Origin of the sequence: Mesobacillus subterraneus (genome assembly GCF_003937825.1) — a bacterium.
Classification (GTDB): Bacteria; Bacillota; Bacilli; order Bacillales; family Cytobacillaceae; genus Mesobacillus; species Mesobacillus subterraneus.
In genome coordinates, this window is record NZ_RSFW01000015.1 from 78,447 (window position 1) to 101,123 (window position 22,677).

A 22,677-nucleotide genomic window follows, 5' to 3' on the forward strand; every position below is an offset into this window, starting at 1 on the left:
ATTCCTTTCTCGCAGTAAAAAAAGCTAGCTAAGTTTATAAAGATAATCGATAACTTTAATATAGTCAATTCTCGGGTGAAGTCCGAGCGGGATCCGGTGGCCGTATTCCATGATTTCTTCTTTGGTGATTGACTTCCTGCCGCCAGTCTCCATCCTTTCCCAAAATGTGAGCAGATGGGCCGCTTCAAGAAGATATACTTCCTCTTCCGTTGAAAAACGCAGGATGACGAAACAGATACCCTCCTGGTTCAGGACGGCTTTCATGTGGGCAATCTGATGTTCATGAAAGTTTTTCAGTGGAAATGATGTTGTGAACTTTGTCTCCTTTGCTTCGAAATCAATGTATTTCCCTTTATAAATCCCATTGTAGTCTGTAGTAGACGCTTGTTTAAAGTATGCCTCTTTAATGACGGCTGCACTCCTGCGCGGATAATCCACATTGACGATCTGGACAGGCGTAGGCTTCTTGTGGATGACCGCCACTCCCCGGTCCAGATAGAAGGAGTTCGTTACATTCAGGTCCTCTTCGAGCGTCATCCCCCTGTTGCTGTATGCCGCGTTCTTGTTTTTTTTGACCTTATTGACCTGGTCCGTGTTCGCATTCGCGATATATTTTTTTCCGTTTGGATAATTAAAAATCAAGTTGGCCACCTCGCAGACTACTCTATATCATACCAAATATGAAGCCCTTTGGGTTGAATAAAAAGCCCCATTTCAAATCAACCTAAAAAGAACCTATAGAATAAGAAGTGAAAAGGTGTGTCAATGACCCAAAATCCTCAATTATTACAACTCCCGGATCATGAGGCGGAAATCATCCAAAAGATCAAGTTTGAGACGGACAAAAAAAATCTGGACAATATCTCAAGAACAAAAGCCTACCTGGATTTTTATCTTGAATATCCCGAAATGATCTGGTCGTTCCTGGCAAGCATGGTTTCAAGGAACGGCGGCTATAACATGTGTGACCTGGAAGGAGACTGGTTTCCTAAGATGCTTGAGGCACCTTTGAGGCACCGGTTATTCCTGACTTATGAAAGGGCAAATTGGCTAATTTTCCGTGATGCTTTTTCTCAACTCCTTCTATACTCATATTCGACGAAAAAAAACGCTCCAATGTTTCACTTGCTGAAATTCCTGGATGTCTCGCAATTCATGGAGGCGGAATGGAGCTTGTTTTGGGAAAGAGGCAACAAGAAACGGCTGATGACAGCACTGATCATAAACGAACAAAATGTAATTCATAAACCGGTAATCAAGCACCCTGTCTATAAAAAGCGGGTGTTCAATACGTTCATGTTTTCATTTGAGGATTATTTGCATTTTAGTACGGTGCTATTTCCAACTTGTGAAGGGGAACTGTTTGGGGCGAGTGTGAATGGATTCAGGTCGATCAGCAAAAGGATCAATTTAGGGAAGAGGCTTGCAGACATTCTGTTCAATCCGGGGCTTTACCCGTATTTCCTTGAGTTTGCGCTTAACACTGAGCACACCGCATCAAGGCATGATTATGAAAAATACTTTCCTGTCCATAAGAAAAGGGATACTCCATTTTTGCGAACGACCTACCCGGTCATCAGTCATCATGACCAGGGGCAGAAGGACTGGTATGAGGAGAGAACGTTTAAGCGGGAATGGATCAAGCTTGATGTGGAACACAGGCATCCAACCCACTTAACAAAGTGGCACGAGCAGAAGCAAAAGCAGCTGCATGCCTTGATCGCCTTAAAGGATCTATTTAACACCTGAGCAACAGGATTCGAGCAAAACAAAAAGCAAGGGAATCCCTTGCTTTTTGCCTCATTCTGCAGGACGATTAGGTCCTTCAAGCTTTTTGTCTCCATAACCTACTTTTTTCTCGGTATTGTTATTCGGCTGCTTGGCAGTTTTATTTTGTTTTTTATTCATCTGAACACCTCCCGAGATTAGTTTGTTCATTATTGTATTTTTCATTCGGCGAATCGGTTGTCGAAGAATGAAACCCTTCCTGCTGAAAAACACTTTGTTTGGCGAATTCCTTCTAGTTTTGTCAGTCATGAAGGAGGATTTAATGGCAGGTAGAATTCTAGTGTGTATAGATTACTGTGTTGTATGCCATTTGGTTCTCTTGCAGGAGAGGTCCCAAGCTTTGAGATCTTACATGACACGATGTTAGGAGAGATTAAAATGAAGCCAGGAATTGAGAAGGAAGAGATGTTAAGGTTGTTGACCAAGATGGCCCATAGCCTCGATGAGACAGATATGAACATGCATGGATCCATGCAAGTGCAGCGTGTGAAGATGTGCCAATCACATGCATTCAGATTGGAAGAATTAAGAGTGCTTGTCGATAGGATGGAAGCTAAAATGCCTATGGCGGCGACGAGCGGCAAGCAAGAGACCTCCGCTTTAAAACTTGAATTAAGTTTTTAAGCTATAATAGAATAGACTCATTCTTTGGTAGCTTTTTTACAAGGCTACTTTTTATTTTGAGGATTTACAGAAAGCGGGATGGTTGGATGGAACAGAAAGATAAAATCATAACTTTATCAAGGAAACTTTTAAAATATAGTGCTGCAGCCGCTGAACGGTTCCAGACTGCAAAGCAAGAAGGGGTAAGGGGAGATTTCCATATGGAGGTCAAACCATTTGCTGACGAAGTGAAGGAAGCGGCAGAGCTGTGGAGAGAAGCGGCAATAAAATGGCTCACAGATAACAGGCCAAGGAACCTGCATGTCAACCAGATTGAGACAGCAGCAGATTACCTGGAAGTTATTTCGGTTCAGGCCTTTTTTCCGGAAACGAGCAAAAAGAGATTCCTTGACCAGCTTCAGTCAGTTGAATTCATATTGAACAGTATGATCCTGGCTGTTGATCAGAAGAGAGAATAGTCATCAGAAAAGAAGCACCAGAGAGATCTGGTGCTTCAACTTTCATTAGATAGTAATTTCTTTTTGATCCTCGGGAATGAAGGCACCCTGCAATTCCAGCTCACGAACAAGGTTCCGGTATTCAAGAATGGTGATTTCATTCTGAATATACGACTTTTTTGTGAAATCGAGTAATTCATTAACATGTTCCGGAGTGTATTCCTTTGTCTGGGCAAACAGATTTTTCAGTTCGTGAACGTTCATTTTTCATCCTCCTCCATCATTTAAAACAATGTTACCACGAAAACATATTGGTCAATTGTTTTTCAAAAATTGAAACTTCCGACAATATATTTCACCATTAGACAAAATCGGAATTCCTTTCCAATCCAATCACCATCTGGGCGGAAGCAACATATTATATCGTAATGAATAATTGGAGGAGGATGTTCGCCCATGTTTGGCCGCAGGAATAAGATGAATGCCTATCAGCCGCAGTGGTGGGAAAATCAATATTTTCTAGATTCGAATTTGCTCAACGGGAATAACCAAGGGTTGAACCGGCAGCAGCCGCTCCCTCAACAATATAATCCCTACGGGGGTTCGATGCAGGGGAATTGGCAAACTCCATATATGCAGCAGGGCTACCCAATGAACCCTTATATGCAGGGCATGCCTCAAATGAATCAGGCTTACCCGATGGCTGATCATAAAAATAATTACGCAAAGATGCTTTTCCAAAACCCGCTGCAGTCTGAAGATGACCCAATCTATGGGTATTATAACCCGCAGGCAGATTACCAGAACTTTAACCCTTATCCTCAATATGCTTTCATGCCAAAGCAGCCTTCTGGCATGCAATCAATCATGAACTCTTTTAAAGGGCAGGATGGCAGCCTCGATGTCAATAAGATGGTGGATACCGCCGGTCAAATGATGAATGCCGTAACCCAGGTATCTTCTCTTGTAAAAGGTCTTGGCGGAATGTTCAAGGTCTAGCAGTCAAGTGAGTTGCTATGATTGAACAAATGGTCTAAAAGCCTGGCCTGGCAGCCGGGCTCTTGTTCTTTGCCCAAGAAGAAAGAATTGAGAAGGACATCTAAATGGGGGCTGCATTTTGCAGCTGTATATTGCATAAAAGCAATGAAAAAAAGCAGGCAAAGTGCCTGCTTTTTCCTATTCCTGGTCTATCAAAATATCGATTTTCTTTCCTTGCTTCTTGGCTAGTCTGATTTCAAGCAGTCCATCACGATAGGATGCACGGGTTTTTTTCTCGTTGATCGGATGGGAGAAAGGGATCGTCCTGCTGAGTCTTTGCACCGCCGCCCTTTGCCTGTGGGTCCTGGCGACCTCATTGATCTCTTCAGTCAAGTCGGTCTTATTTACCATGATCGTAAGGGTGTTATCAATTACGTCAATGGAGATTTGTTCTCTTTTTACCCCGGGAAGTTCTGCTGTCACAATATAATGTTTCTCTGTTTCCTCGATATCAAGATTGAAATGGGAGTGGGGAAAAGGCTGTCTGAAAAAATCATCGATGCTTTGCAGTATACCTTTAACAGGCTTCTCCTGCATTAGTTGATTCATGGATTTGAACCATTGTTCAAGTGCTTCATGTCTTTTTGGGCGATCAGGATGGTTGGTTGCCATCTGTACACATCCTCCTCTGCAAAATACTTATAATAGGATATGTGATGGGGAATGTCCTTGTTAATTGCAGTAAAGAGGCTGTTTTTCACTTTATTCGGCCGCCTTGGCTTTTTGAACACTTTGTGAAAAGTGCCTTTAGTGTGATTTAGGTCACATAAGAGCCCCGTGAACCTCTGTATGCTGAGAACAGAAAATAAAGCTGAAGAGAGGGATTCACATATGTTTTGTTATCAATGTGAACAAACGCCAACTGGCGGATGTAAGGTAGTAGGAGTTTGCGGGAAAGATGAAACAATTGCAAGTCTGCAGGATACGATTATTTTCGCGCTGAAAGGAATTGCGGCATACAGGACGCATGCCAATCAGCTCGGATTTACAGACCCTTTTGTTGATGCGACTACGCATGAAGCTTTATATATGACATTGACGAACTCAAACTTTAACGTCCAGGAACATATTGATATGGCCATGAAGGTTGGCCAGTCAGCTGTCAGAGTAATGGAGCTGCTTGATGAAGCACATACAAGCCGTCTCGGCATTCCACAGCCAGTAAAAGTCAGCCAAAACAAAATTGAAGGTAAGAGCATCGTGGTCACAGGGCATAACCTGTTCGCGCTGGAAGAATTGCTGAAACAAACGGAAGGTAAAGGCATCAACATCTATACACACTCTGAAATGCTTCCGGCACACGGCTATCCAGCATTGAAGAAATATCCGCATTTGAAAGGGAATATCGGGAAGGCCTGGTTCGACCAGCGCCGTCTGTTCGAAAAATTTCCGGGAGCGATTCTGGCAACGACAAACTGTGTAATGCCAATCAAGGGAACGTATGCAGATCGTATGTTTACATACGAAGTAGCAGGCCTTGAGAACGTAAGGAAGATTGAAAACGATGATTTCTCGATGTTAATCGAAAAGGCACTTGAACTTCCAGAGGCAAACATGGAATCCGAAGATACTTTGGTGACAGGCTTCCACCATGAAACTGTCATTGGGCTGGCACCGGAAGTGATTGAAGCTGTGAAAACAGGAAAAATCAAACGCTTCTTCGTGATTGCAGGCTGTGACGCGCCAGGAAAAGGCGGGGAATATTACCGTGAACTTGCCACTTCCTTGCCTCCAGAGGCTGTCATCCTGACAACTTCCTGCGGTAAGTTCCGCTTCAATGATGTGGACTATGGGGTAGTACCTGGAACGAATATCCCGAGATACCTAGACTTAGGACAGTGCAACAACTCTGTTTCCACGGTGAAAATCGCAAAAGCCTTAGCTGATGCATTTGAATGTGATGTCAATGAGCTGCCTGTCAGCATTGTCCTTTCATGGTTTGAACAGAAGGCCGTAGCGATCCTGCTTGGATTGTTCAGCCTCGGCATTCAGGATATCCGCATTGGGCCAAAGCCGCCAGAATTCATTTCTGATGGCGTGATGGAAGTCCTGCAGGAAACTTTTGGACTGAAACTCATTACATCAGCACAGGAAGATCTTGAAACAATGATGGAACTGAGCAAGACAGTATAAGATCAGGAAAAGAAAGAAGCCCGCAGCAATCGCTGCGGGCTTAAATTTGTCTTAAACCAGCTCATCCATCAAGACATCGAGATCCAGAATCATATTGCCATCAGAGTCTGTAGCGATGAGTTCATCCTTTTTCATTTTTGTTAACGTCCTGCTAACAGTTTCCCTGGTTGTTCCAATCATGTTTGCCAAATCTTTGTTGGTGAAGTCCGCTTTTAGGAAGATTGTGCCGTCTTGTTGCTTTTCCCCGTGAAGCTCACCGAGCCGGATCAAAAGTTTGATGATTTGTTCGTATGTGTTGTTCAAGATTTGGGCTTCCAGCCTTTCCTGGAGGTCAACAATCTTTTCCCCTAGCACCTTGAAAACTTTAATGCTCAGGTGCGGATTTTCAACCAGCACCTTCTCGAACTGTGAAATCGGAACGACCACCAGGCTTGCCTGTTCCAAAACCTCTGAATAGCCCGGATATCCGCCTTTGCGGAAGAAACCGACATGCGGGAACATTTCACCTTTCTTTAAAATCGCCACGATTTGCTCCCGGCCATTCGCATCACTTTTGTAAATTTTCACTTTTCCTTCATGAATGAAATACACATTTTCCAGGGAATCACCTTGCATGAAAACATGGCTGTTCTTCTTCCATTCGCGGGCAATCGATATATCAACAATTTTTCCTAGTTCATAATCATCCAGGTCCCTGAACAGAGAGAACTTGGACAATACCTCTTTGATTTCGTTTTTATTCAAATGAAACACCCCAGTATCAAGCGGTTTATCTGTCTTTATCATTTTAACAAAAAACCAGACAGTACGTAGGGTAAATACAAATTTAATCATTTTCAATCAGACTAGTTGATGCCAAAAACTAGCAGATGTATAAATTGTATATTTTTCTTTTGTAACGAACGTTTATTCGCTAAAATAGGGATAACGAGGTGAACGATATGAAAGTCCGGAAAAGTATGCAGGAGATATTAGAAGATTTAAAGGTAAGTGAATCGGTGAAGAGGAATATTGTCCACTGGCATACAATCGAGGAAAAGGAAGCATTGACAAAAGATATGCCGGAAGACTTGAGTGAAATTTTGCGAAGTGCCCTTGAGCGGAGGGGGATCTCCCGCCTTTATACCCACCAGAAGTCATCGTATGAACAAATCATGAAGGGCCAGAGCATTGTGGCGGTTACACCGACCGCTTCCGGGAAAACACTTTGCTATAACCTGCCTGTTCTTCAATCCATCATTAATGATCCAAACGCAAGAGCATTGTATATGTTCCCTACTAAAGCGCTTGCCCAGGATCAGAAGAGTGAAATCAACGAATTGATCCAGGAAGCAGAGCTTGCGATCAATAGCTATACATATGACGGTGATACTCCATCAAATATCCGCCAGAAGGTAAGGAGGGCGGGGCATATCGTCATTACAAATCCAGACATGCTTCATTCAGCTATCCTTCCCCATCACACAAAGTGGGTATCCCTTTTTGAGAACCTGAAGTATGTCGTGATTGATGAACTGCATATATACAGAGGCGTTTTTGGCAGCCATGTCGCCAATGTTATCCGAAGATTGAAGAGGATCTGCAACTATTACGGAAGTGACCCTGTATTTGTATGTACATCCGCAACAATTGCCAACCCGCTGGAATTGGCAGAAGGACTAACCGAAAAAGAAATGGTCCTGATCGATAATAATGGCGCTCCTTCAGGAAGGAAGCACTTTTTGTTTTATAATCCGCCAGTTGTCAATATCCCGCTAAATGTCCGCAGGAGTGCGACGCTGGAAACAAGGAAGCTTGCAGGAGAGTTCTTGAAAAATAAGATCCAGACAATTGTCTTTGCAAGGAGCAGGGTCAGAGTCGAAATCCTGCTGACGTATCTTCAGGAGCTCGTCAAACATAAACTTGGCCCGAAAGCGATCAGAGGCTACAGGGGTGGCTATCTCCCGACAGAGAGACGTGAAATCGAGAAAGGGCTGCGATCAGGTGATATATATGGAGTCGTCAGTACAAATGCCCTGGAGTTGGGGGTAGACATAGGACAGCTTCAGGTCTGCATCATGAACGGGTATCCCGGGACCATTGCCAGTGCCTGGCAGCAGGCGGGCAGGGCCGGCCGCCGTCATGGGGAATCAGTTGTGATCATGGTAGCCAGCTCAAGTCCCCTTGATCAGTACGTTATCCAAAATCCGGATTATTTCTTTAATAGAAGCCCCGAGACAGCAAGGATTAATCCTGATAACCTGATCATTCTCATCGATCATATCAAGTGTGCTTCCTATGAATTGCCGTTTAAAAAAGGAGAGACTTTTGGTGCGGCCGAAATCGAAGAAATACTCGAATATTTGACGGAAGAGCGAATCCTTCACCAGAACGGCGACAAATGGTACTGGATGAATGATGCCTTTCCGGCTCACAATATCAGCTTGCGCTCCGCATCCCAGGAAAATGTGGTCATCATCGACCAATCCGATGTCGCGAATGTCCGGGTAATTGGAGAAATGGATACATTCTCGGCTATGACTTTATTGCATGAGGAAGCTATTTATCTTCATCAGGGCATTCAATTCCAGGTTGAAAAGCTGGATTGGGAGGAAAAGAAAGCATTCGTTCGAGAAGTTGATGTGGATTATTTTACAGATGCAAATCTTGCTGTACAGCTAAGCGTGCTGGAAGAAGATAAGCATCGCGGGAATGAAGATACAGAAATCGGTTTTGGGGATGTCAGTGTCAGGGCGATGGCCACGATCTTCAAGAAAATAAGATTTGAAACCCACGAGAATATCGGTTCAGGGCCGATTTTTCTTCCCGAGGAGGAACTGCATACGAGTTCGGCGTGGATTTCCTTGAACAAAGAACTTTCCGAGTTTGGTGACGACCGTCTGGAAGAAGGATTGATCGGCACTTCCCAGGCGTTAAAGCATATTGCTCCGCTTTTCGTGATGTGCGACCCTTCGGATGTCCATGTCGTTCCACAGGTAAAAGCTGCCCATAATGAAAAACCGACCATTTTCTTTTATGACCGTTATCCTGGAGGAATAGGGCTAAGCGAAAAAATCTATTCAGGTCTCGAGGAAATTCTTAGCCAGACAAAGCAAATGGTCAAGAATTGCCAGTGTGCCGAAGGGTGCCCATCGTGTATTGGAACGGATACAACATCGATTCATTCAAAAAAGGATGTAGTAAAAATACTGGATTTATTCCTAAAAGCAGCTATGTAAAGAGAGGAGGGGGAAAAGATGAGCCTCAAAAACAAGTTGAACCGCCTGAAACCGCATATATCGAGTGGAAGGGAAAAGCCTGAGGGGAAGCCGTTAAAAAAAGCGGAAGAAACACCAGAGATTCCGTTTCGGGAAGTTTGGGAACAAGAAAAGGTTTCCCCCTTCTATTTTGACGGCCAGTACTGTCTTGTGAGGGAAGTCAATTATCCATTGGACCATCAGCATGGCGATTATCAGTTTGGAGATTTGCTGGAAGCTGTTTCACTATGGAACCGGGAGAAAACGCTGCACCCTCTTTCAGCTGCAGGGCATGGACCTGGTGACCTCATTTTTTTCGATACGGAAACAACAGGTCTTGGCGGCGGAGCAGGCAATACAATTTTTCTTTTGGGGCATGCAAGCATCTCGGGTAGTTCTTTAAACCTGAAACAGCATATTCTTCCGGGACCTGGTTCAGAAGTAGCTTTATACCAGAGTTTTTTGGAAAATGTAGATTACACCACTCTTGTAACGTATAATGGCAAGGCTTTCGACTGGCCCCAGGTTAAAACGCGGCATACGCTCGTCAGGGATCATGTGCCTAAGCTTCCTGCTTATGGACACTTTGATCTATACCACGCTGCAAGGCGGATGTGGAAGCATAAGATTGAACGGATGAAACTGAGCATAGTTGAACAGGAAGTGCTGGGCCTTGAAAGAAAGGATGACATACCTGGATTTTTGGCCCCTATGATTTATTTTGATTTTTTGGAACGGAAGAATCCGGAAGGGCTTCTTGGCGTGATCAAACACAATGAAACGGATATCCTTTCATTGGTGACATTGTATACCCATTTATCGTTCCAGCTTCTTGGCCGAGATCAATCCCGATCAGCAAAGGAAACCTTTGAGGTTGGACGCTGGTTTTCCTATCTTGGTGAATCAGGCAAGGCAAAGCAAACATTCAGCGGACTTTTAAATGCAGGAAATGAAGAGGAAATATCAGCTAAGCACGCCCTTGCGTTTGAACATAAGCGCCAAAAGGAGTGGGGGGAAGCCGTTTCCCTTTGGAAGGAATGTACTGAGAAGGGGAGCGCGATCCAACGGCTTGAAGCGAGTATTGAGCTTGCCAAGCACTATGAACACCGGGAAAAGAATCTGGAAATTGCTCTGAGGTATTGCCGATTGGCAGAGAATATCCATAAGGATAATCACCGCTCAACAAAAAAAGACATGAAACTTACCGTGGAATTAGAGAAAAGATTGAAGAGGATTTCCCGGAAACAATTTCCCGGGCAAGCGCAGGATTCGTCAAACTGAAACTGTATTTTTGCCAAGATTCGTCAGGTTCTGTTTAATTGTAACAAAATTTTAACATTTACCAGCATAAATCCTGTAATATCCTGTTGTATGTAGGTTTGGGACATTGTAAAATGTAGAATTGTATGGTGTTTTAAAAATCAAATTATTTACGGGGCTGGTAAGATTGTATAAAGCGGTTTTGGTTCTTTATTTTGTTGTCATCACCCTCATCGCGGTTATTTTCAGCGGTTTGAAGGACAACTTCTACACATTCCTCTAAGCTGGACGGCAACCGATGAATTAAAGTTTCTATTGAAAAATAGGTGTTTTCATTAGTACAAGACGCATGACTTCTTCATAGGCTGATAATGTAAACAATAAGTCTAGAGGAAAGGAGTTATGCACAATGCATTGCAAACCAACACATGTATTACCGACTGTGGTACACCCTACAAAATGCTGTGTGAACCATAATTTTGTCAACAACGTCGTACCACATGTTCATCCAACACATACAACAAATGTTAATCACATCAACTACGACCATGTTCATTATTTCCCGCATACTCAGTCAACAGTGAACCAGGTGACACACCAGAACCATTACGGCGGTCCTGGTCCGGTTCCTGGAGTTGCTCCTGTCGGTCCTAGACCGCGCCCAGGATTTGGTCCGGGAATGGGCTTTGGACCTGGTCCAGGAATGGGCTTTGGTCGATAATATGAAGGCAACAAGGGCTATAAAAAGCCCTTGTTTTTTTACAGGTCTGATTTCAGCCCGACTTTCAGGCATTGAATAACGCAATAAAAAATTCGCGAAGGGGTTTATATGGCTAAAATAGCTGCGATATCAGGTTACAAACCTTTTGAACTCGGCATTTTCCAGCATGATCATCCAGCGGCAGAATACATAAAAATCGCTATAAAAAAAAGCTTGCTGCCTTTAATTGATGAAGGTCTCGAATGGGTGATGATCAGTGGTCAGCTTGGTGTTGAGTTATGGGCAGGAGAGGCTGTACTCGATTTGCAGGAAGAATTCCCAGATCTGAAGCTGTCCGTATTCACACCGTTCTTGAATCAGGAGGAAGCTTGGAAAGAGGCCAACAAGGAATGGTATGAATCTGTGCTTGCTGGCGCAGACCATGTGGATTCCATAACCCGGAAGCCTTACGAAAATCCATGGCAATTCAAGCTTAAGAATCAATTTTTCGTAGAAAAAAGCGATGTAATGATTCTGCTGTATGATCCTGAAAAGGAAGGCAGTCCTAAGTTCATTTATGAAACAGCAAAAAAACAGCATGAATCCAGTAATTATGAATTAAAACTGATCACCTTATATGATTTGCAGGAAGTCGTAGAAGAAGAACAGTTGAAGCAGCAGGGGTTTTAATGGTAATAGATATTTTAAATAACGTGCTATCGTCTAAACCATAAATCATGGACATCTTAAAAAGCAAAGAATCAGAAAAGAAAAGAAAATTGACAAATCGTCTTGTTTTTGAAAAAATGAATGTGACGATTGGGGTATATTGAGGTGAATGGAATGCTATCAGATAAAATTCAATTAACTGCTAAAGATATTTTAGAAAAAGAATTCAAGACAGCAATGCGTGGATACAAGCCCGAAGATGTAGATAAATTTCTTGATATGATCATTAAGGATTATGAAGCAATGCAGCAAGAGATTGAAGAGCTGCAACAGGACAATCTCCGCCTGAAGAAACAGCTTGACGAGGCTTCACGCCGCCCAAGCACGCAGGCTGCAGGAACGACGAATTTTGACATCCTGAAAAGACTGTCCAACCTTGAAAAGCATGTGTTTGGTGACAAACTGTACGATTAATCCATTTCTTGCTAGTTTTTGAAATGTATTACCATTGCTTTTCATAACGAAGTTCCATATAATAATTTTTGTAGCTGTTAATAACGTTCGGGTAATCGCTGCAGCTCTGCTGCAGAGGAAAGTCCATGCTCGCACAGGCTGAGATGCCTGTAGTGTTCGTGCCTGGCCAATTCATAAGCCAGGGCAGTCGGGCTCACGCTCGGCTGACGGCCGGGAAAATGCCTAAGTCGGTAACGATATGGCATGAATACCTATAAAAGTGCCACAGTGACGGAGCCTTCCAAGAAATTGGAAGGGTGGAACGAGGTAAACCCCACGAGCGAGAAACCCAAACGATGGTAGGGGCACCTTCCTGGAGGAACTGAACAAAGGGAAGGACAGATGAGTCATCATCTGTAGATAGATGATTACCGCCGGAGTACGAGACTTTTGGTCGTTTGCAGTACGATGGTACAAAACATGGCTTACAGAACGTTATTAATGGGTTTGTATGAGTGTTTATGAAAGCTCTCCTTTTGCCAGGAGAGCTTTTTTTATGTATATTAAGTGTTATTGGGCAATGTAATAATGGATACATAAGTATACTTGAAATAAAGGGTGAAATGATGAAGAATTTTGATATAATCGCAACTTCGGCAATGGGGCTAGAAGCGATCGTTGCCAAGGAAGTCCGTGACCTGGGATATGACTGCCAGGTCGAAAACGGGAGAATCAGTTATAAGGGAGATGCCTGGGCCATTGCCAGAAGCAATATGTGGCTCAGGACTGCCGACAGAGTAAAAATCAAGGTTGGCGAATTCAAAGCCTATACATTCGACGAGCTGTTTGAAAAAACGAAGGCTCTTCCGTGGGAGCAGTTTTTACCGGAGGATGCCGAGTTCCCGGTATCCGGAAAATCCGTAAAATCCAAGCTGTTCAGTGTATCGGATTGCCAGGCAATTGTGAAGAAGGCAATTGTGGAAAGAATGAGGAAATCCTATAAAAAGACTTCATGGTTTGAGGAAAACGGTCCTTTATTTAAGATTGAGGTGGCACTCCTTAAAGATGTTGTAACGATTACAATCGATACAAGCGGAAGCGGGCTTCATAAGCGCGGTTACCGAACTGGGCAGGGGGAAGCGCCACTGAAGGAAACTTTGGCTGCAGCTTTGATCATGCTGACGAACTGGAATCCGGACAAGCCTTTTGTCGACCCATTCTGCGGGTCCGGGACGATTCCGATTGAAGCTGCGCTGATCGGCCAGAACATTGCACCAGGATTCAACCGTGAATTTGTCTCCGAAGGCTGGCCAATCATCCCTGACTCCGTTTGGGATGAAGTCAGGGTGGAAGCGGAAGATCTGGCAAAATACGACCAGCAACTTGATATAAGCGGAATGGACATCGACCACAGGCTAGTTAAAATCGCCGAGGAAAACGCGTTTGAAGCAGGACTTGGCGATTTGATCAAATTCAAGCAAATGCGTGTTCAGGACTTCACGACAACTAAAGAATATGGCGTCATTGTAGGAAACCCTCCATATGGAGAGAGACTAGGAGAGAAAAAAGCCGTGGAAAACATGTACAGTGAAATGGGCCGTACCTTTGCATCCCTTGACACCTGGTCCATTTACATCCTCACATCCAACGAGAATTTCGAGCAGGTGTATGGAAAGCCAGCGACCAAAAAACGAAAATTATTTAACGGATTCATCCGTACAGATTACTATCAGTACTGGGGAAAACGCCCGCCTCGGACAGAACAATAATCCAGTGCAAAAAAAGCCACATGATAAAATGTGGCTTTTTTCTTTGCTCTTTTTGAAAGAATTTTTTGTCAGTAAATGGAAAGGGTAGAAGTGTCCAGGCGGAAAGCTGTCCGTAAGGGGCAGTCAAAAGGACAGGTTGAGGAGAAAAAGGTGCAAAGCTGTCCGTAAGGGGCTGTCAAAAGGACAGGTAGAGAGGATATTAGTGCAAAGCTGTCCGTAAGTGGCTGCTCAAAAGGACAGGTTGAGGAGGAAAAGGTGCAAAGCTGTCCGTGAGAGCTGTTCAAAAGGACAGGTTGAAGAGGAAAAGGGACAAAGCTGTCCGTGAAGGCTGTTCAAAAGGACGGGTTGAGGAGGAAAAGGGACAAAGCTGTCCGTGAGGGACTGCCAAAAGGACTGGGAGAGAGGATATTAGTGCAAAGCTGTCCAAATTTAAAACATTGCTGTGTAAAGCACCTTCCAGGAATAAATGGAATGGTTCAGGAATAAACTAGTTTTATCTTTATTGAGTGGAGGGATGGCAATGAATTATTCTTATATCGATTTTCATAGAATTTCTAAAGCTCTTACTTCTAGTACTGAAGCTTTGCGCAGTGAACTTCAGGCAGATGTTGACCAGCTGGCTGAATTGCAGGAAGCAGAAAGCAACTTTCGCCAGGCATTGTCATTTGGCTTGTCAAATCCAAAATAATGGCATAACCTGCCCATTTTAGCAGCTTCAGGTTAAATAATCCTAAAAAGCAAAAGAAACGCTTGGACTCAAGCGTTTCTTTTTATTATTCTAAAATCCCTGCAGCTGCTTTTTGCCTTCCTCAGTCATCCGGTCAGGTGTCCAGGCGGGTTCCCAAGTCAATTGGATATCTGCGTGATCGATTTCTTCCATGCCAAGCACGCAATATTTGATGCCGCTCGCAATGCTGTCATGAAGCGGACAGCCCGGAGTCGTCAAAGTCATGATCACTTTGGCCGTACGAGGTTCAGGAACTTCGATGTCATAGATTAGACCAAGATCAACTACATTGATATTCAACTCAGGGTCATATACCGTTTTCAAATTTTCCCTAATTTTTTCCTTTAGTTCCATCATGTTAAGCCCTCCTTATTTTATGACAACTTTTGCAATGATATAGCTGAACAACACAGCTCCTACTACGTTCAATCCCTGCCCCAGGTAAAAGACGGGCAAGAGCTTTACGGAGAAGCTCAGTAAAAGGAATAACGTCCCGGCAATAAAAAGTGTAAAGAGAGGCAATGCTAACTTTTCATCCATCATGTCTTTAAGTGATGGTACTTTTTGTTTGCCAATCTCCTTGCTGTATTTGTGTGTCCACCAGAGGAAGGGGACAATTTTATATAAATAGCCTATTATGCTGAAGGCGATCCAGGCGATCAGATAAGAAATGAGAAGCGGTCCGATGATGACTGGAAGCCGATCAGCCAGGCTGCCGGCAAACGCGGCCAAATGAATGACAGCCCCAAAACCAATCGCCAATAACGCAAACATAAACGGACGGTCGAGTTTCTTTTTGACGCGCTTATCAATGATTTTTTTGACGTGCCAGGCAAAAACCATAAAACCTGCGGAAAGGAAGAAGGTGCCGATTATTTCAAGTAACTGGATCTTGGTTATAAATGAAAAGACCAGTTGGATGATTCCTATAAAATACACAGTAAAAACATAGTTAGCAGGCTTCATGGAATAACCATGAGCAAGTGAGAACATCGGCACCATTTTATAAGAAAAGCCGAAAATCAGTAACGAAAACCAGCCGGCTGTCCCTAATAGGATATGAGTTTTAAAAACTGCATGATAATAAGCTGAGGCGAAGCCTGTATTCATGCTCAGGACAAGCGTGATGCCGAGTACAATGGTCAACAGGAGAGAAAAAAGAGCAGTCCCGACGAACAAGGTAAGAATATTCGGCTTTGCCTGGCTTCTTAAGGTCATGAACATTTGAAACAGGAACATCAATATGCCCGCCAATGTCAGCAACCCTGGAATAAGGGCGTCCTGGGGATTGATATAAAGGGTGGCCGCAAAAGAAGCAATCCCAATCGACGTGAGAGCAAATTGCCAAAACCCGAACCGTTCATTCCAAATCGGGGTCAGGAAAGCGACGGGCACCAGTTGATACATTGCTCCCATTGCGACCATCAGGGCCCAGCCAAGTACAAAGAGGTGTGCGGCAGACCAGATGGCTGGCAAACGAAATGTACCTGTAATGAGCAAATCTCCATTTAGCAAAATCAGCAACTGAGATAAAATCAATGCAATCATGCTGAAGGCAATGAACGAGAATGGAAGCTTTATGTTCGTCTCGTTCCCTTTAGTTGGCTGAATCATTGAAATCACCCCGCTCTTTTGGAAATCGTCACTCGATAGCTTCCATCTTCCTGCTGCTCCGTAAGGTACAGATAGCCCAACTCATCAAGCTGTTCAAACAGGAACATGGGGCGCCGGTCATTAATGATTACCAGCGTCTGGCCATCGTCCAATTCTTCCAGTGCAGCCAGCGTTCTCATCATTGGCTGGGGAGGCTCTAGTCCACGGTTGTCAAGGATCATCCTATTTCCCTCCTGTTTTGGTAAAAGTGATTCGATAATGTTTTGCTTCGATTTTTTCTGCTTCGTGCTCAAATCCCTTTGCCTTCAGGACCCCGTACAATGGAACAGGCTTGAAGGGTGCATGGAGGATCAGCACATCATTCTTTTGCAGATTGGAAATGGCCTCCATGATTTTTTGGAATGGTTCAAGCTTGTTGTTGATATCTTCTCTTACATCTAATTCCACTGTTTTAAATTCCATTTTCTTCAGCTCCTTATAACTGTTTGCTTGTCTATTTAAATGACAATCATTTTCAGTAGATATGTCCGTGATGCTCATCACTTAGTAAGCTCTATTAGAAATTAAAACAACTCCTGGTGCAATTTTTCGTGGTTGATTAGGTAACAGCCATCAGCATCGACACTCAAGTACTCTTTCTTTTTTAAATAATTGATTGTCCTGCTGACGGTTTCTCTAGATGTTCCGATCATATTGGCGAATTCCCTGTTGGTAAAATGGGTTGTCAGTTTAAAGCCGTCTTCTTTCCTTTCTCCATTGGTTTTGCACAGGCGCAAGAGCATCATGATGATTTGTTCGTACGTATTATGAAGAATCTGCTCCTCAAGACGAGCCTGTAAATCGATGATTTTCTCTCCGAGGACCCTGAATAATTTAATGGAAAGCTCCGGATAGGCAACAAGAATTTCCTCGAACTTTGAAATAGGAACGACAATCATCTGTGTATCTTCCATCATTTCAGCATGGGCAGGGTACTGTCCTTTTCGGAAAAAGCCGGCATGCGGAAACATTTCGCCAGCGTCCAGGACCGAGACGATTTGTTCTCTTCCAGAAGAATCTGTTTTGTAGATCTTCACCTTTCCTGAATGGATGAAGAAAACACGATCTAGCGTGTCACCCTGCATGAAAGCGTACATTTTGTGTTTAAAAAATCTTGGCTGGGCGATTTCAACGATCGGATCCAGTTCCTCTGAAGATAATTCTTTGAAAATCGGCACAGCCTTCAATTGATGTCTGATCTGGGTAATATGCATATCATCTTCTCCTCTATATACGAATTAAGTTTATAGCTAAATTTTATCAACCGTATGTAAAGGACTAAGTGACCTGAATCATATTTTGACGATTTTTTGAAAATAATTCTCAGTCCTGTGTGAAATATCACACCTGACAAATGAGGTACTTCACAATGTTCGAATCCGCCTACCCTTATGATTAGTGTGTAAAACAATCAGGGAAGGGGATGTATGGAAGATGGAAATCCAGCATGGAACATCGACAAAAGCAGTGGTAAAAAGAAATAGGAACTCACTGCTGAAATCCGTACTTATCATTACACTATTATTAAGCTTCACAGTACTGCTCACAGGCGGATACTGGATCTTTAAAGACATGGCTCCCAGGCCGCTTGAGGTCACAAGCGAAAAAGGGGAGATTATTTTAACAAAAGAAAGCATCATGGGGGGACAGGCGGTCTTCCAGAAATATGGTTTGATGGATTATGGTACTGTATTGGGCCACGGCTCGTATATGGGACCAGATTACACGGCAGAAGCTTTGAAAATTTATACAGATGGAATGCAAGACTTCAAGGCACAGGAAAAATATCAGAAAAATTTTGAAGCATTGACCGTAGATGATCAGACAATCATCCGTGATCAAGTAATGAAGGAAATGCGGGAAAACCGTTACGAGGCAGATGCTGATCAATTGGTACTGACAGATGCCCAGGTTTACGGACATCACAAAGTAAGGGACTTTTACCATGTGATTTTTACGGAGGGTGACCAGTGGGGCCTCAAACCCGGATTGATTCAAGAAAAGCATATGCCAGATGGTGTTCGGGCTTGGGTTTCAAAAGGCGACCAGATTGAACAGATAGCTGACTTCTTCTTCTGGACTGCATGGTTATCCAGTACAGAAAGACCCGATGATGATATCACGTATACAAATAACTGGCCATATTATGAAGACGCTGGAAACACGATGTCATTCTCGGCTATTTGGTGGAGCGGTGCCAGTGTGACCATATTGATCTTGTTTGTTGGCCTGATCCTGTTTGTCTTCTACCGTTATCACCTGGGGATGCAAGAGGCATATACAGAAGGGAATTTCCCTAACATTGACTTAAGAAAGCTGCCGCTTACTTCTTCACAATTGAAAACAGGTAAGTATTTCGCGGTTGTATCTGTTCTATTCTTTGTCCAGGCTATGTTCGGCGCGCTGCTTGCCCACTATTACATTGAGCCAGACAGCTTCTTCGGGATGAAGTGGGTTCACGATATCCTGCCATTCAACATCACGAAAGGGTTCCACCTTCAGCTGGCAATTTTCTGGATTGCTACAGCCTGGCTAGGAATGGGCATTTTCGTCGCTCCGCTTGTGGGCGGGCATGAACCGAAACGCCAGGGTTTGCTGGTTGATATCCTTTTCTGGGCTTTAGTAGTGCTGGTGGCAGGAAGCATGACCGGCCAGTGGCTTGGTGCCAATGGCTACCTCGGAAACAATTGGTTCCTATTAGGACATCAGGGCTGGGAATACCTTGAATTGGGCCGAGTATGGCAGTTCATCCTCGCTACCGGCATGCTCATCTGGCTGTTTATCGTGTTCCGAGGCATCAAGAGCGGCTTGAAAAGGGAATCCGACAAAGGCGGGTTGATTCACCTGCTGTTCTACTCAGCCATTGCGGTACCAGCATTTTACTTCTTTGCTTTCATGATCAATCCTGGAACGCATTATACTTTTGCCGACTATTGGCGCTGGTGGATCATCCATCTTTGGGTTGAAGGAATCTTTGAAGTTTTCGCAGTGGTTGTCATAGGTTTCTTGATGGTACAAATGAAGCTTGTTACAAAAAAATCAACAATAAAAGCATTATACTTCCAGCTGATCCTCCTGATGGGAGCTGGGGTAATCGGAATTGGCCACCACTATTATTACAACGGATCTTCAGAAGTATGGATCGCACTCGGTTCTGTCTTCTCGGCTCTCGAGGTCATTCCGTTAACCCTGCTGATTCTTGAAGCGTATGAACAATTTAAAATGATGAGAGACGGGGGCGTGAATTTCCCTTACAAAGGCACATTCTGGTTCCTCATCTCTGTAGCCATCTGGAATCTTGTGGGAGCAGGTGTACTTGGCTTCTTGATCAACCTGCCTGCAGTAAGCTTCCTGGAGCACGGCCAATTCCTGACACCAGCACATGGACACGCAGCCATGATGGGCGTATATGGAATGTTCGCAGGCGCGGTGCTCGTCTACTCACTGCGAAACATCGTCTCACCTGAGAAGTGGAGTGACAAATGGGTAAAATTCATTGTCATCATGCTTAATGTTGGCTTGGCGGGCATGGTATTCCTGTCGCTTATCCCAGTTGGATACCTTCAGCTTAAAGAAGCTTATTTCAACGGCTATGCAGCTTCCCGTTCATCACAGTTCCTGCAGCAGGAAACAGTCGAGATGCTGCTGACATTAAGGGCGATTCCAGACACCATTTTCCTGATAGGCGTAGCTGCTCTGGCAATCTTCAGCATCAAGGCACTGTTCAATCTTCGCAAGGTCACTCATAAAGAAGAAGAAAAGCTTCCGGTTATCGATCTTGCTGTTGATGAAGAATAAACGATAAAAAAACCGCAAAGCGACAGCGCTTTGCGGTTTTTATGCTTCCTTGTTTTTGTAATCGTTCTCTTTCACATCACAATCAAAGCAAAGTACTTTTCCTTCTTTTGTATGTATCCCATTTAAAAAGCCATCCATGCAGAAAATTTCCTTGCCGCACAAATGACAGCTGCCTACAAATTCTTTCATGTTGATCCCCTCCTGGTTTTATAGTTCGGGATAATGCCTGGAAGTTCCTTTCAAGAATAGGAACTTGTCCGAAGCAGGTGTACCTTTGGACAAGTTAGCAAGGGAAGTTCCCAAAGCTGCCTGAAATAGGAGAGTTTTTGACAGGCACACCAAAAGAAAAGTACCAGTCGAATCATTTCCTGCATCTATTCACAAACAATATCATAGCGCAACTGTGACCCGGCTCACTACTGCTGGATGGATCCGATTCTATAATAATAGTGTAAAGAAAATAAGTTCCGTAAAGGAGAGAGTGAAATGACTTTTAACGTTGTGATCAATGTACCTGATTATGCACCGCGGGAAAAACACCCTACTATATTCAAGAACTTCGATTCTCTTGCACCAGGAGAATTCATGCAAATTGTAAATGACCATGATCCAAGGCCGCTTCAATATCAGTTTATGATGGAGCGTCCGGAAACTTTCTCCTGGGAGTACCTTGAAGAAGGACCTGAAACCTGGAGAGTAGCGATCGGGAAGACGAAATAAATATACTTAATACCCTCTGATTCTCCCTAGCAGCAGGTTTGCCTGCTGTTTTTCTATTTCGTAAACCAAAATATCAGAAAAATATGATAAGATGGTGGTGAATGAGAAAATTGGGGTGAAGATGGATGAGTGATTATAAGCAGGCAGAACAGAGATTTTTGGATTATGTAAAGAAAATGGCGGCATATGGAGAAGCGCTGTCCCTAATTTACTGGGATTTAAGGACTGGTGCTCCAAGAAAAGGAGCAGAACAGCGGTCAGAGGTAATTGGTGTCCTGTCCTCGGAAGTGTTCAACATGTCGACCTCAGAAGAAATGGCATCCTACATAGCGAGACTATCAAATGAACCTGGATTATCAGAAATTACAAGAAAAACTCTTGAAGAATGCAAGAAGGACTATGACCGTAACAAAAAAATACCGGCAGAAGAGTACCGCGAATTTGTGATCCTCCAGTCAAAAGCCGAAACGGTATGGGAGGAAGCGAAAGCAAGGTCTGATTTTGAAATGTTCAGACCTTATCTTGAAAAATTGGTGGAAATCACAAAGAAGTTCATCCAATATTGGGGGTATGAAGACAACAAATATAATACCCTGCTTGATATGTACGAACCGGGGGTAACTGTTGAAGTGTTGGATCAAGTATTCGGCGACCTTCGTGAAAAGATTGTCCCTCTCGTTCAGGAAATCTCAAATTCTGCTGACAAGCCCGAGACTGGGTTCTTGTTCAAACATTTCCCTAAAGAGCAGCAGCGCTTGTTCAGCCTCGAAATCTTGAAACAAATGGGATATGACTTTGACGCAGGAAGGCTTGATGAGACGGTTCACCCTTTCGCCATGGGTCTTAATCCAGGAGATGTGAGGGTTACGACCAAATATGACGAGTCGGATTTCAGGACAGCAGTTTTTGGAACGATTCATGAAGGAGGCCATGCTCTATACGAACAAAACATTTCTGAAGAGCTGATCGGCACTCCCTTGAGTTCTGGCACTTCCATGGGAATCCATGAATCTCAGTCATTGTTCTATGAAAACTTTGTTGGCCGGAATCTTTCGTTCTGGAAGCACAATTACAGTCTGCTTCAGGAATACTCATCTGGCCAATTTTCCGGGGTTGAAGTGGATGATTTTTACCGTGCCATCAATGAATCCAAGCCAAGTCTGATCAGAATTGAGGCAGATGAACTGACCTATCCGCTCCATGTTATGGTTCGATACGAAATTGAAAAAGGTTTGTTCAATGATGAGATCGAAGTGAAGGACCTGCCGCAAATCTGGAATGATAAATACGAACAATATCTGGGGATTCGGCCAGGCAATGATGCAGAAGGTGTGCTTCAGGATGTCCACTGGGCAGGTGGAAGCTTCGGGTATTTCCCTTCATATGCATTAGGCTATATGTATGCGGCCCAGTTTAAAAATACGATGCTGAAGGATTTGCCGAACTACGAAGAATTGCTTGCGGAAGGCAACTTGCAGCCTGTGAAGGACTGGATGACCGAAAAGGTCCACAGGCACGGAAAAATTAAGAAACCTCTGGAGATTTTAACAGATGTAACAGGGGAAGGACTAAACGCGAAATACCTGGTAGATTATTTATACGAAAAATACAATAAGGTATATAATTTAGTATAAAAATACAGATGGCAGTTCTTCTGCCATCTTTTCTGTGT

At 43.7% G+C, this 22,677-nt stretch carries 25 protein-coding genes and 1 other RNA gene; 16 read left to right on the forward strand and 10 right to left on the reverse strand.

Annotated elements, in window-relative coordinates:
* Positions 1–24: 24 nt before the first annotated feature.
* Entirely contained in the window at positions 25–642 is a 618-nt protein-coding gene (gene recU, locus EJA10_RS14125; RefSeq protein ID WP_125480665.1) for a Holliday junction resolvase RecU, read from the reverse strand.
* 123 nt (positions 643–765) lie between these two features.
* On the opposite strand from recU, the gene EJA10_RS14130 reads away from it, so the two are divergent.
* From EJA10_RS14130 to EJA10_RS14140, 3 genes are all read left to right on the forward strand, one after another.
* A complete protein-coding gene (locus tag EJA10_RS14130; protein ID WP_125480666.1) occupies positions 766–1,749 on the forward strand; it encodes a DUF2515 domain-containing protein in 984 nt (327 codons plus the stop codon).
* A gap of 417 nt (positions 1,750–2,166) precedes the next feature.
* Positions 2,167–2,412, forward strand: coding sequence for a hypothetical protein (locus tag EJA10_RS14135; protein ID WP_125480667.1), 246 nt, complete (start codon positions 2,167–2,169; stop codon positions 2,410–2,412).
* An 86-nt stretch (positions 2,413–2,498) separates the two neighbouring features.
* Positions 2,499–2,870, forward strand: coding sequence for a YppE family protein (locus tag EJA10_RS14140; RefSeq protein ID WP_125480668.1), 372 nt, complete (start codon positions 2,499–2,501; stop codon positions 2,868–2,870).
* Positions 2,871–2,915: 45 nt separating this feature from the next.
* Here EJA10_RS14140 and EJA10_RS14145 read toward each other — a convergent pair whose 3' ends face one another.
* Positions 2,916–3,113 carry a YppF family protein gene (locus EJA10_RS14145; protein WP_125480669.1) on the reverse strand — a complete coding sequence of 66 codons (198 nt, stop codon included), beginning with the start codon at positions 3,111–3,113 and terminating at the stop codon, positions 2,916–2,918.
* 192 nt (positions 3,114–3,305) lie between these two features.
* On the opposite strand from EJA10_RS14145, the gene EJA10_RS14150 reads away from it, so the two are divergent.
* Positions 3,306–3,848, forward strand: a complete 543-nt coding sequence (locus EJA10_RS14150) for a YppG family protein (RefSeq protein ID WP_125480670.1) — start codon at positions 3,306–3,308, stop codon at positions 3,846–3,848.
* A 177-nt stretch (positions 3,849–4,025) separates the two neighbouring features.
* Here EJA10_RS14150 and EJA10_RS14155 read toward each other — a convergent pair whose 3' ends face one another.
* The gene (locus EJA10_RS14155) at positions 4,026–4,499 is read right to left on the reverse strand and encodes an Hsp20/alpha crystallin family protein (protein ID WP_125480671.1); all 474 of its coding nucleotides are present in this window, start codon (positions 4,497–4,499) and stop codon (positions 4,026–4,028) included.
* A 219-nt stretch (positions 4,500–4,718) separates the two neighbouring features.
* Here EJA10_RS14155 and hcp point away from each other — a divergent pair, with 219 nt between their 5' ends.
* On the forward strand, positions 4,719–6,020 hold the full coding sequence (hcp, locus tag EJA10_RS14160) for a hydroxylamine reductase (protein WP_125480672.1): 1,302 nt from the start codon (positions 4,719–4,721) through the stop codon (positions 6,018–6,020).
* Positions 6,021–6,071: 51 nt separating this feature from the next.
* On the opposite strand, the gene EJA10_RS14165 is transcribed toward hcp, so the two are convergent.
* Entirely contained in the window at positions 6,072–6,764 is a 693-nt protein-coding gene (locus EJA10_RS14165) for a Crp/Fnr family transcriptional regulator (RefSeq protein WP_125480673.1), read from the reverse strand.
* Positions 6,765–6,961: 197 nt separating this feature from the next.
* On the opposite strand from EJA10_RS14165, the gene EJA10_RS14170 reads away from it, so the two are divergent.
* From EJA10_RS14170 to EJA10_RS23400, 8 genes are all read left to right on the forward strand, one after another.
* Positions 6,962–9,238, forward strand: coding sequence for a DEAD/DEAH box helicase (locus tag EJA10_RS14170; protein WP_125480674.1), 2,277 nt, complete (start codon positions 6,962–6,964; stop codon positions 9,236–9,238).
* Positions 9,239–9,256: 18 nt separating this feature from the next.
* Positions 9,257–10,537, forward strand: coding sequence for a ribonuclease H-like domain-containing protein (locus EJA10_RS14175; protein WP_125480675.1), 1,281 nt, complete (start codon positions 9,257–9,259; stop codon positions 10,535–10,537).
* 388 nt (positions 10,538–10,925) lie between these two features.
* Complete coding sequence (locus EJA10_RS14180) at positions 10,926–11,237, forward strand: CotD family spore coat protein (protein WP_125480676.1); 312 nt, start codon at positions 10,926–10,928, stop codon at positions 11,235–11,237.
* A gap of 108 nt (positions 11,238–11,345) precedes the next feature.
* Positions 11,346–11,906, forward strand: coding sequence for an SLOG family protein (locus tag EJA10_RS14185; protein WP_125480677.1), 561 nt, complete (start codon positions 11,346–11,348; stop codon positions 11,904–11,906).
* A gap of 153 nt (positions 11,907–12,059) precedes the next feature.
* Positions 12,060–12,359 carry a cell division regulator GpsB gene (gene gpsB, locus EJA10_RS14190; protein ID WP_125480678.1) on the forward strand — a complete coding sequence of 100 codons (300 nt, stop codon included), beginning with the start codon at positions 12,060–12,062 and terminating at the stop codon, positions 12,357–12,359.
* Positions 12,360–12,442: 83 nt separating this feature from the next.
* Positions 12,443–12,831: RNase P RNA component class B (gene rnpB, locus EJA10_RS14195), an RNA gene on the forward strand.
* 133 nt (positions 12,832–12,964) lie between these two features.
* The gene (locus EJA10_RS14200; protein WP_125480717.1) at positions 12,965–14,107 is read left to right on the forward strand and encodes a THUMP domain-containing class I SAM-dependent RNA methyltransferase; all 1,143 of its coding nucleotides are present in this window, start codon (positions 12,965–12,967) and stop codon (positions 14,105–14,107) included.
* A 520-nt stretch (positions 14,108–14,627) separates the two neighbouring features.
* Positions 14,628–14,795 carry a hypothetical protein gene (locus EJA10_RS23400; RefSeq protein ID WP_170169145.1) on the forward strand — a complete coding sequence of 56 codons (168 nt, stop codon included), beginning with the start codon at positions 14,628–14,630 and terminating at the stop codon, positions 14,793–14,795.
* 90 nt (positions 14,796–14,885) lie between these two features.
* Here the strand turns inward: EJA10_RS23400 and EJA10_RS14205 are convergent, their stop codons facing one another.
* The 5 genes from EJA10_RS14205 to EJA10_RS14225 form a co-directional block, all read right to left on the reverse strand.
* Positions 14,886–15,188, reverse strand: coding sequence for a metal-sulfur cluster assembly factor (locus tag EJA10_RS14205; RefSeq protein ID WP_125480718.1), 303 nt, complete (start codon positions 15,186–15,188; stop codon positions 14,886–14,888).
* 15 nt (positions 15,189–15,203) lie between these two features.
* Positions 15,204–16,448 (reverse strand): hypothetical protein, encoded by a 1,245-nt coding sequence (locus EJA10_RS14210; protein WP_125480679.1) that lies wholly within the window; start codon positions 16,446–16,448, stop codon positions 15,204–15,206.
* Positions 16,449–16,453: 5 nt separating this feature from the next.
* Positions 16,454–16,669, reverse strand: a complete 216-nt coding sequence (locus EJA10_RS14215; RefSeq protein WP_125480680.1) for a DUF2249 domain-containing protein — start codon at positions 16,667–16,669, stop codon at positions 16,454–16,456.
* Position 16,670: 1 nt separating this feature from the next.
* Positions 16,671–16,910 carry a DUF2249 domain-containing protein gene (locus EJA10_RS14220; protein ID WP_125480681.1) on the reverse strand — a complete coding sequence of 80 codons (240 nt, stop codon included), beginning with the start codon at positions 16,908–16,910 and terminating at the stop codon, positions 16,671–16,673.
* A gap of 101 nt (positions 16,911–17,011) precedes the next feature.
* On the reverse strand, positions 17,012–17,701 hold the full coding sequence (locus tag EJA10_RS14225; protein ID WP_125480682.1) for a Crp/Fnr family transcriptional regulator: 690 nt from the start codon (positions 17,699–17,701) through the stop codon (positions 17,012–17,014).
* Positions 17,702–17,921: 220 nt separating this feature from the next.
* On the opposite strand from EJA10_RS14225, the gene EJA10_RS14230 reads away from it, so the two are divergent.
* Positions 17,922–20,285 carry a nitric-oxide reductase large subunit gene (locus EJA10_RS14230; protein ID WP_125480683.1) on the forward strand — a complete coding sequence of 788 codons (2,364 nt, stop codon included), beginning with the start codon at positions 17,922–17,924 and terminating at the stop codon, positions 20,283–20,285.
* 39 nt (positions 20,286–20,324) lie between these two features.
* On the opposite strand, the gene EJA10_RS23405 is transcribed toward EJA10_RS14230, so the two are convergent.
* Positions 20,325–20,474: a hypothetical protein gene (locus EJA10_RS23405; protein ID WP_170169146.1), complete on the reverse strand. Its 150-nt coding sequence runs from the start codon at positions 20,472–20,474 to the stop codon at positions 20,325–20,327.
* 297 nt (positions 20,475–20,771) lie between these two features.
* Here EJA10_RS23405 and EJA10_RS14235 point away from each other — a divergent pair, with 297 nt between their 5' ends.
* Together EJA10_RS14235 and EJA10_RS14240 are read left to right on the forward strand one after the other, a co-directional pair.
* Positions 20,772–21,005 (forward strand): DUF2249 domain-containing protein, encoded by a 234-nt coding sequence (locus EJA10_RS14235; protein WP_125480684.1) that lies wholly within the window; start codon positions 20,772–20,774, stop codon positions 21,003–21,005.
* A gap of 125 nt (positions 21,006–21,130) precedes the next feature.
* Positions 21,131–22,639, forward strand: a complete 1,509-nt coding sequence (locus tag EJA10_RS14240; RefSeq protein WP_125480685.1) for a carboxypeptidase M32 — start codon at positions 21,131–21,133, stop codon at positions 22,637–22,639.
* The last annotated feature ends 38 nt before the right edge of the window (positions 22,640–22,677 follow it).

What these genes read in the sequence shown, in the direction of transcription:
- EJA10_RS14215 (WP_125480680.1), bottom strand. Translation starts at nt 16,669, where the DNA reads ATGATCCTTGACAACCGTGGACTAGAGCCTCCCCAGCCAATGATGAGA.
- EJA10_RS14180 (WP_125480676.1), top strand. Translation starts at nt 10,926, where the DNA reads ATGCATTGCAAACCAACACATGTATTACCGACTGTGGTACACCCTACA.
- EJA10_RS14210 (WP_125480679.1), bottom strand. Translation starts at nt 16,448, where the DNA reads ATGATTCAGCCAACTAAAGGGAACGAGACGAACATAAAGCTTCCATTC.
- EJA10_RS14140 (WP_125480668.1), top strand. Translation starts at nt 2,499, where the DNA reads ATGGAACAGAAAGATAAAATCATAACTTTATCAAGGAAACTTTTAAAA.
- EJA10_RS14200 (WP_125480717.1), top strand. Translation starts at nt 12,965, where the DNA reads ATGAAGAATTTTGATATAATCGCAACTTCGGCAATGGGGCTAGAAGCG.
- hcp (WP_125480672.1), top strand. Translation starts at nt 4,719, where the DNA reads ATGTTTTGTTATCAATGTGAACAAACGCCAACTGGCGGATGTAAGGTA.
- EJA10_RS14240 (WP_125480685.1), top strand. Translation starts at nt 21,131, where the DNA reads ATGAGTGATTATAAGCAGGCAGAACAGAGATTTTTGGATTATGTAAAG.
- EJA10_RS14170 (WP_125480674.1), top strand. Translation starts at nt 6,962, where the DNA reads ATGAAAGTCCGGAAAAGTATGCAGGAGATATTAGAAGATTTAAAGGTA.
- EJA10_RS14130 (WP_125480666.1), top strand. Translation starts at nt 766, where the DNA reads ATGACCCAAAATCCTCAATTATTACAACTCCCGGATCATGAGGCGGAA.
- EJA10_RS23400 (WP_170169145.1), top strand. Translation starts at nt 14,628, where the DNA reads ATGAATTATTCTTATATCGATTTTCATAGAATTTCTAAAGCTCTTACT.
- EJA10_RS14145 (WP_125480669.1), bottom strand. Translation starts at nt 3,113, where the DNA reads ATGAACGTTCACGAACTGAAAAATCTGTTTGCCCAGACAAAGGAATAC.
- EJA10_RS14150 (WP_125480670.1), top strand. Translation starts at nt 3,306, where the DNA reads ATGTTTGGCCGCAGGAATAAGATGAATGCCTATCAGCCGCAGTGGTGG.
- EJA10_RS14205 (WP_125480718.1), bottom strand. Translation starts at nt 15,188, where the DNA reads ATGGAACTAAAGGAAAAAATTAGGGAAAATTTGAAAACGGTATATGAC.
- EJA10_RS14225 (WP_125480682.1), bottom strand. Translation starts at nt 17,701, where the DNA reads ATGCATATTACCCAGATCAGACATCAATTGAAGGCTGTGCCGATTTTC.
- EJA10_RS14230 (WP_125480683.1), top strand. Translation starts at nt 17,922, where the DNA reads ATGGAAATCCAGCATGGAACATCGACAAAAGCAGTGGTAAAAAGAAAT.
- EJA10_RS14185 (WP_125480677.1), top strand. Translation starts at nt 11,346, where the DNA reads ATGGCTAAAATAGCTGCGATATCAGGTTACAAACCTTTTGAACTCGGC.
- EJA10_RS14220 (WP_125480681.1), bottom strand. Translation starts at nt 16,910, where the DNA reads ATGGAATTTAAAACAGTGGAATTAGATGTAAGAGAAGATATCAACAAC.
- EJA10_RS14155 (WP_125480671.1), bottom strand. Translation starts at nt 4,499, where the DNA reads ATGGCAACCAACCATCCTGATCGCCCAAAAAGACATGAAGCACTTGAA.
- gpsB (WP_125480678.1), top strand. Translation starts at nt 12,060, where the DNA reads ATGCTATCAGATAAAATTCAATTAACTGCTAAAGATATTTTAGAAAAA.
- EJA10_RS14135 (WP_125480667.1), top strand. Translation starts at nt 2,167, where the DNA reads ATGAAGCCAGGAATTGAGAAGGAAGAGATGTTAAGGTTGTTGACCAAG.
- EJA10_RS14175 (WP_125480675.1), top strand. Translation starts at nt 9,257, where the DNA reads ATGAGCCTCAAAAACAAGTTGAACCGCCTGAAACCGCATATATCGAGT.
- EJA10_RS14235 (WP_125480684.1), top strand. Translation starts at nt 20,772, where the DNA reads ATGACTTTTAACGTTGTGATCAATGTACCTGATTATGCACCGCGGGAA.
- EJA10_RS23405 (WP_170169146.1), bottom strand. Translation starts at nt 20,474, where the DNA reads ATGAAAGAATTTGTAGGCAGCTGTCATTTGTGCGGCAAGGAAATTTTC.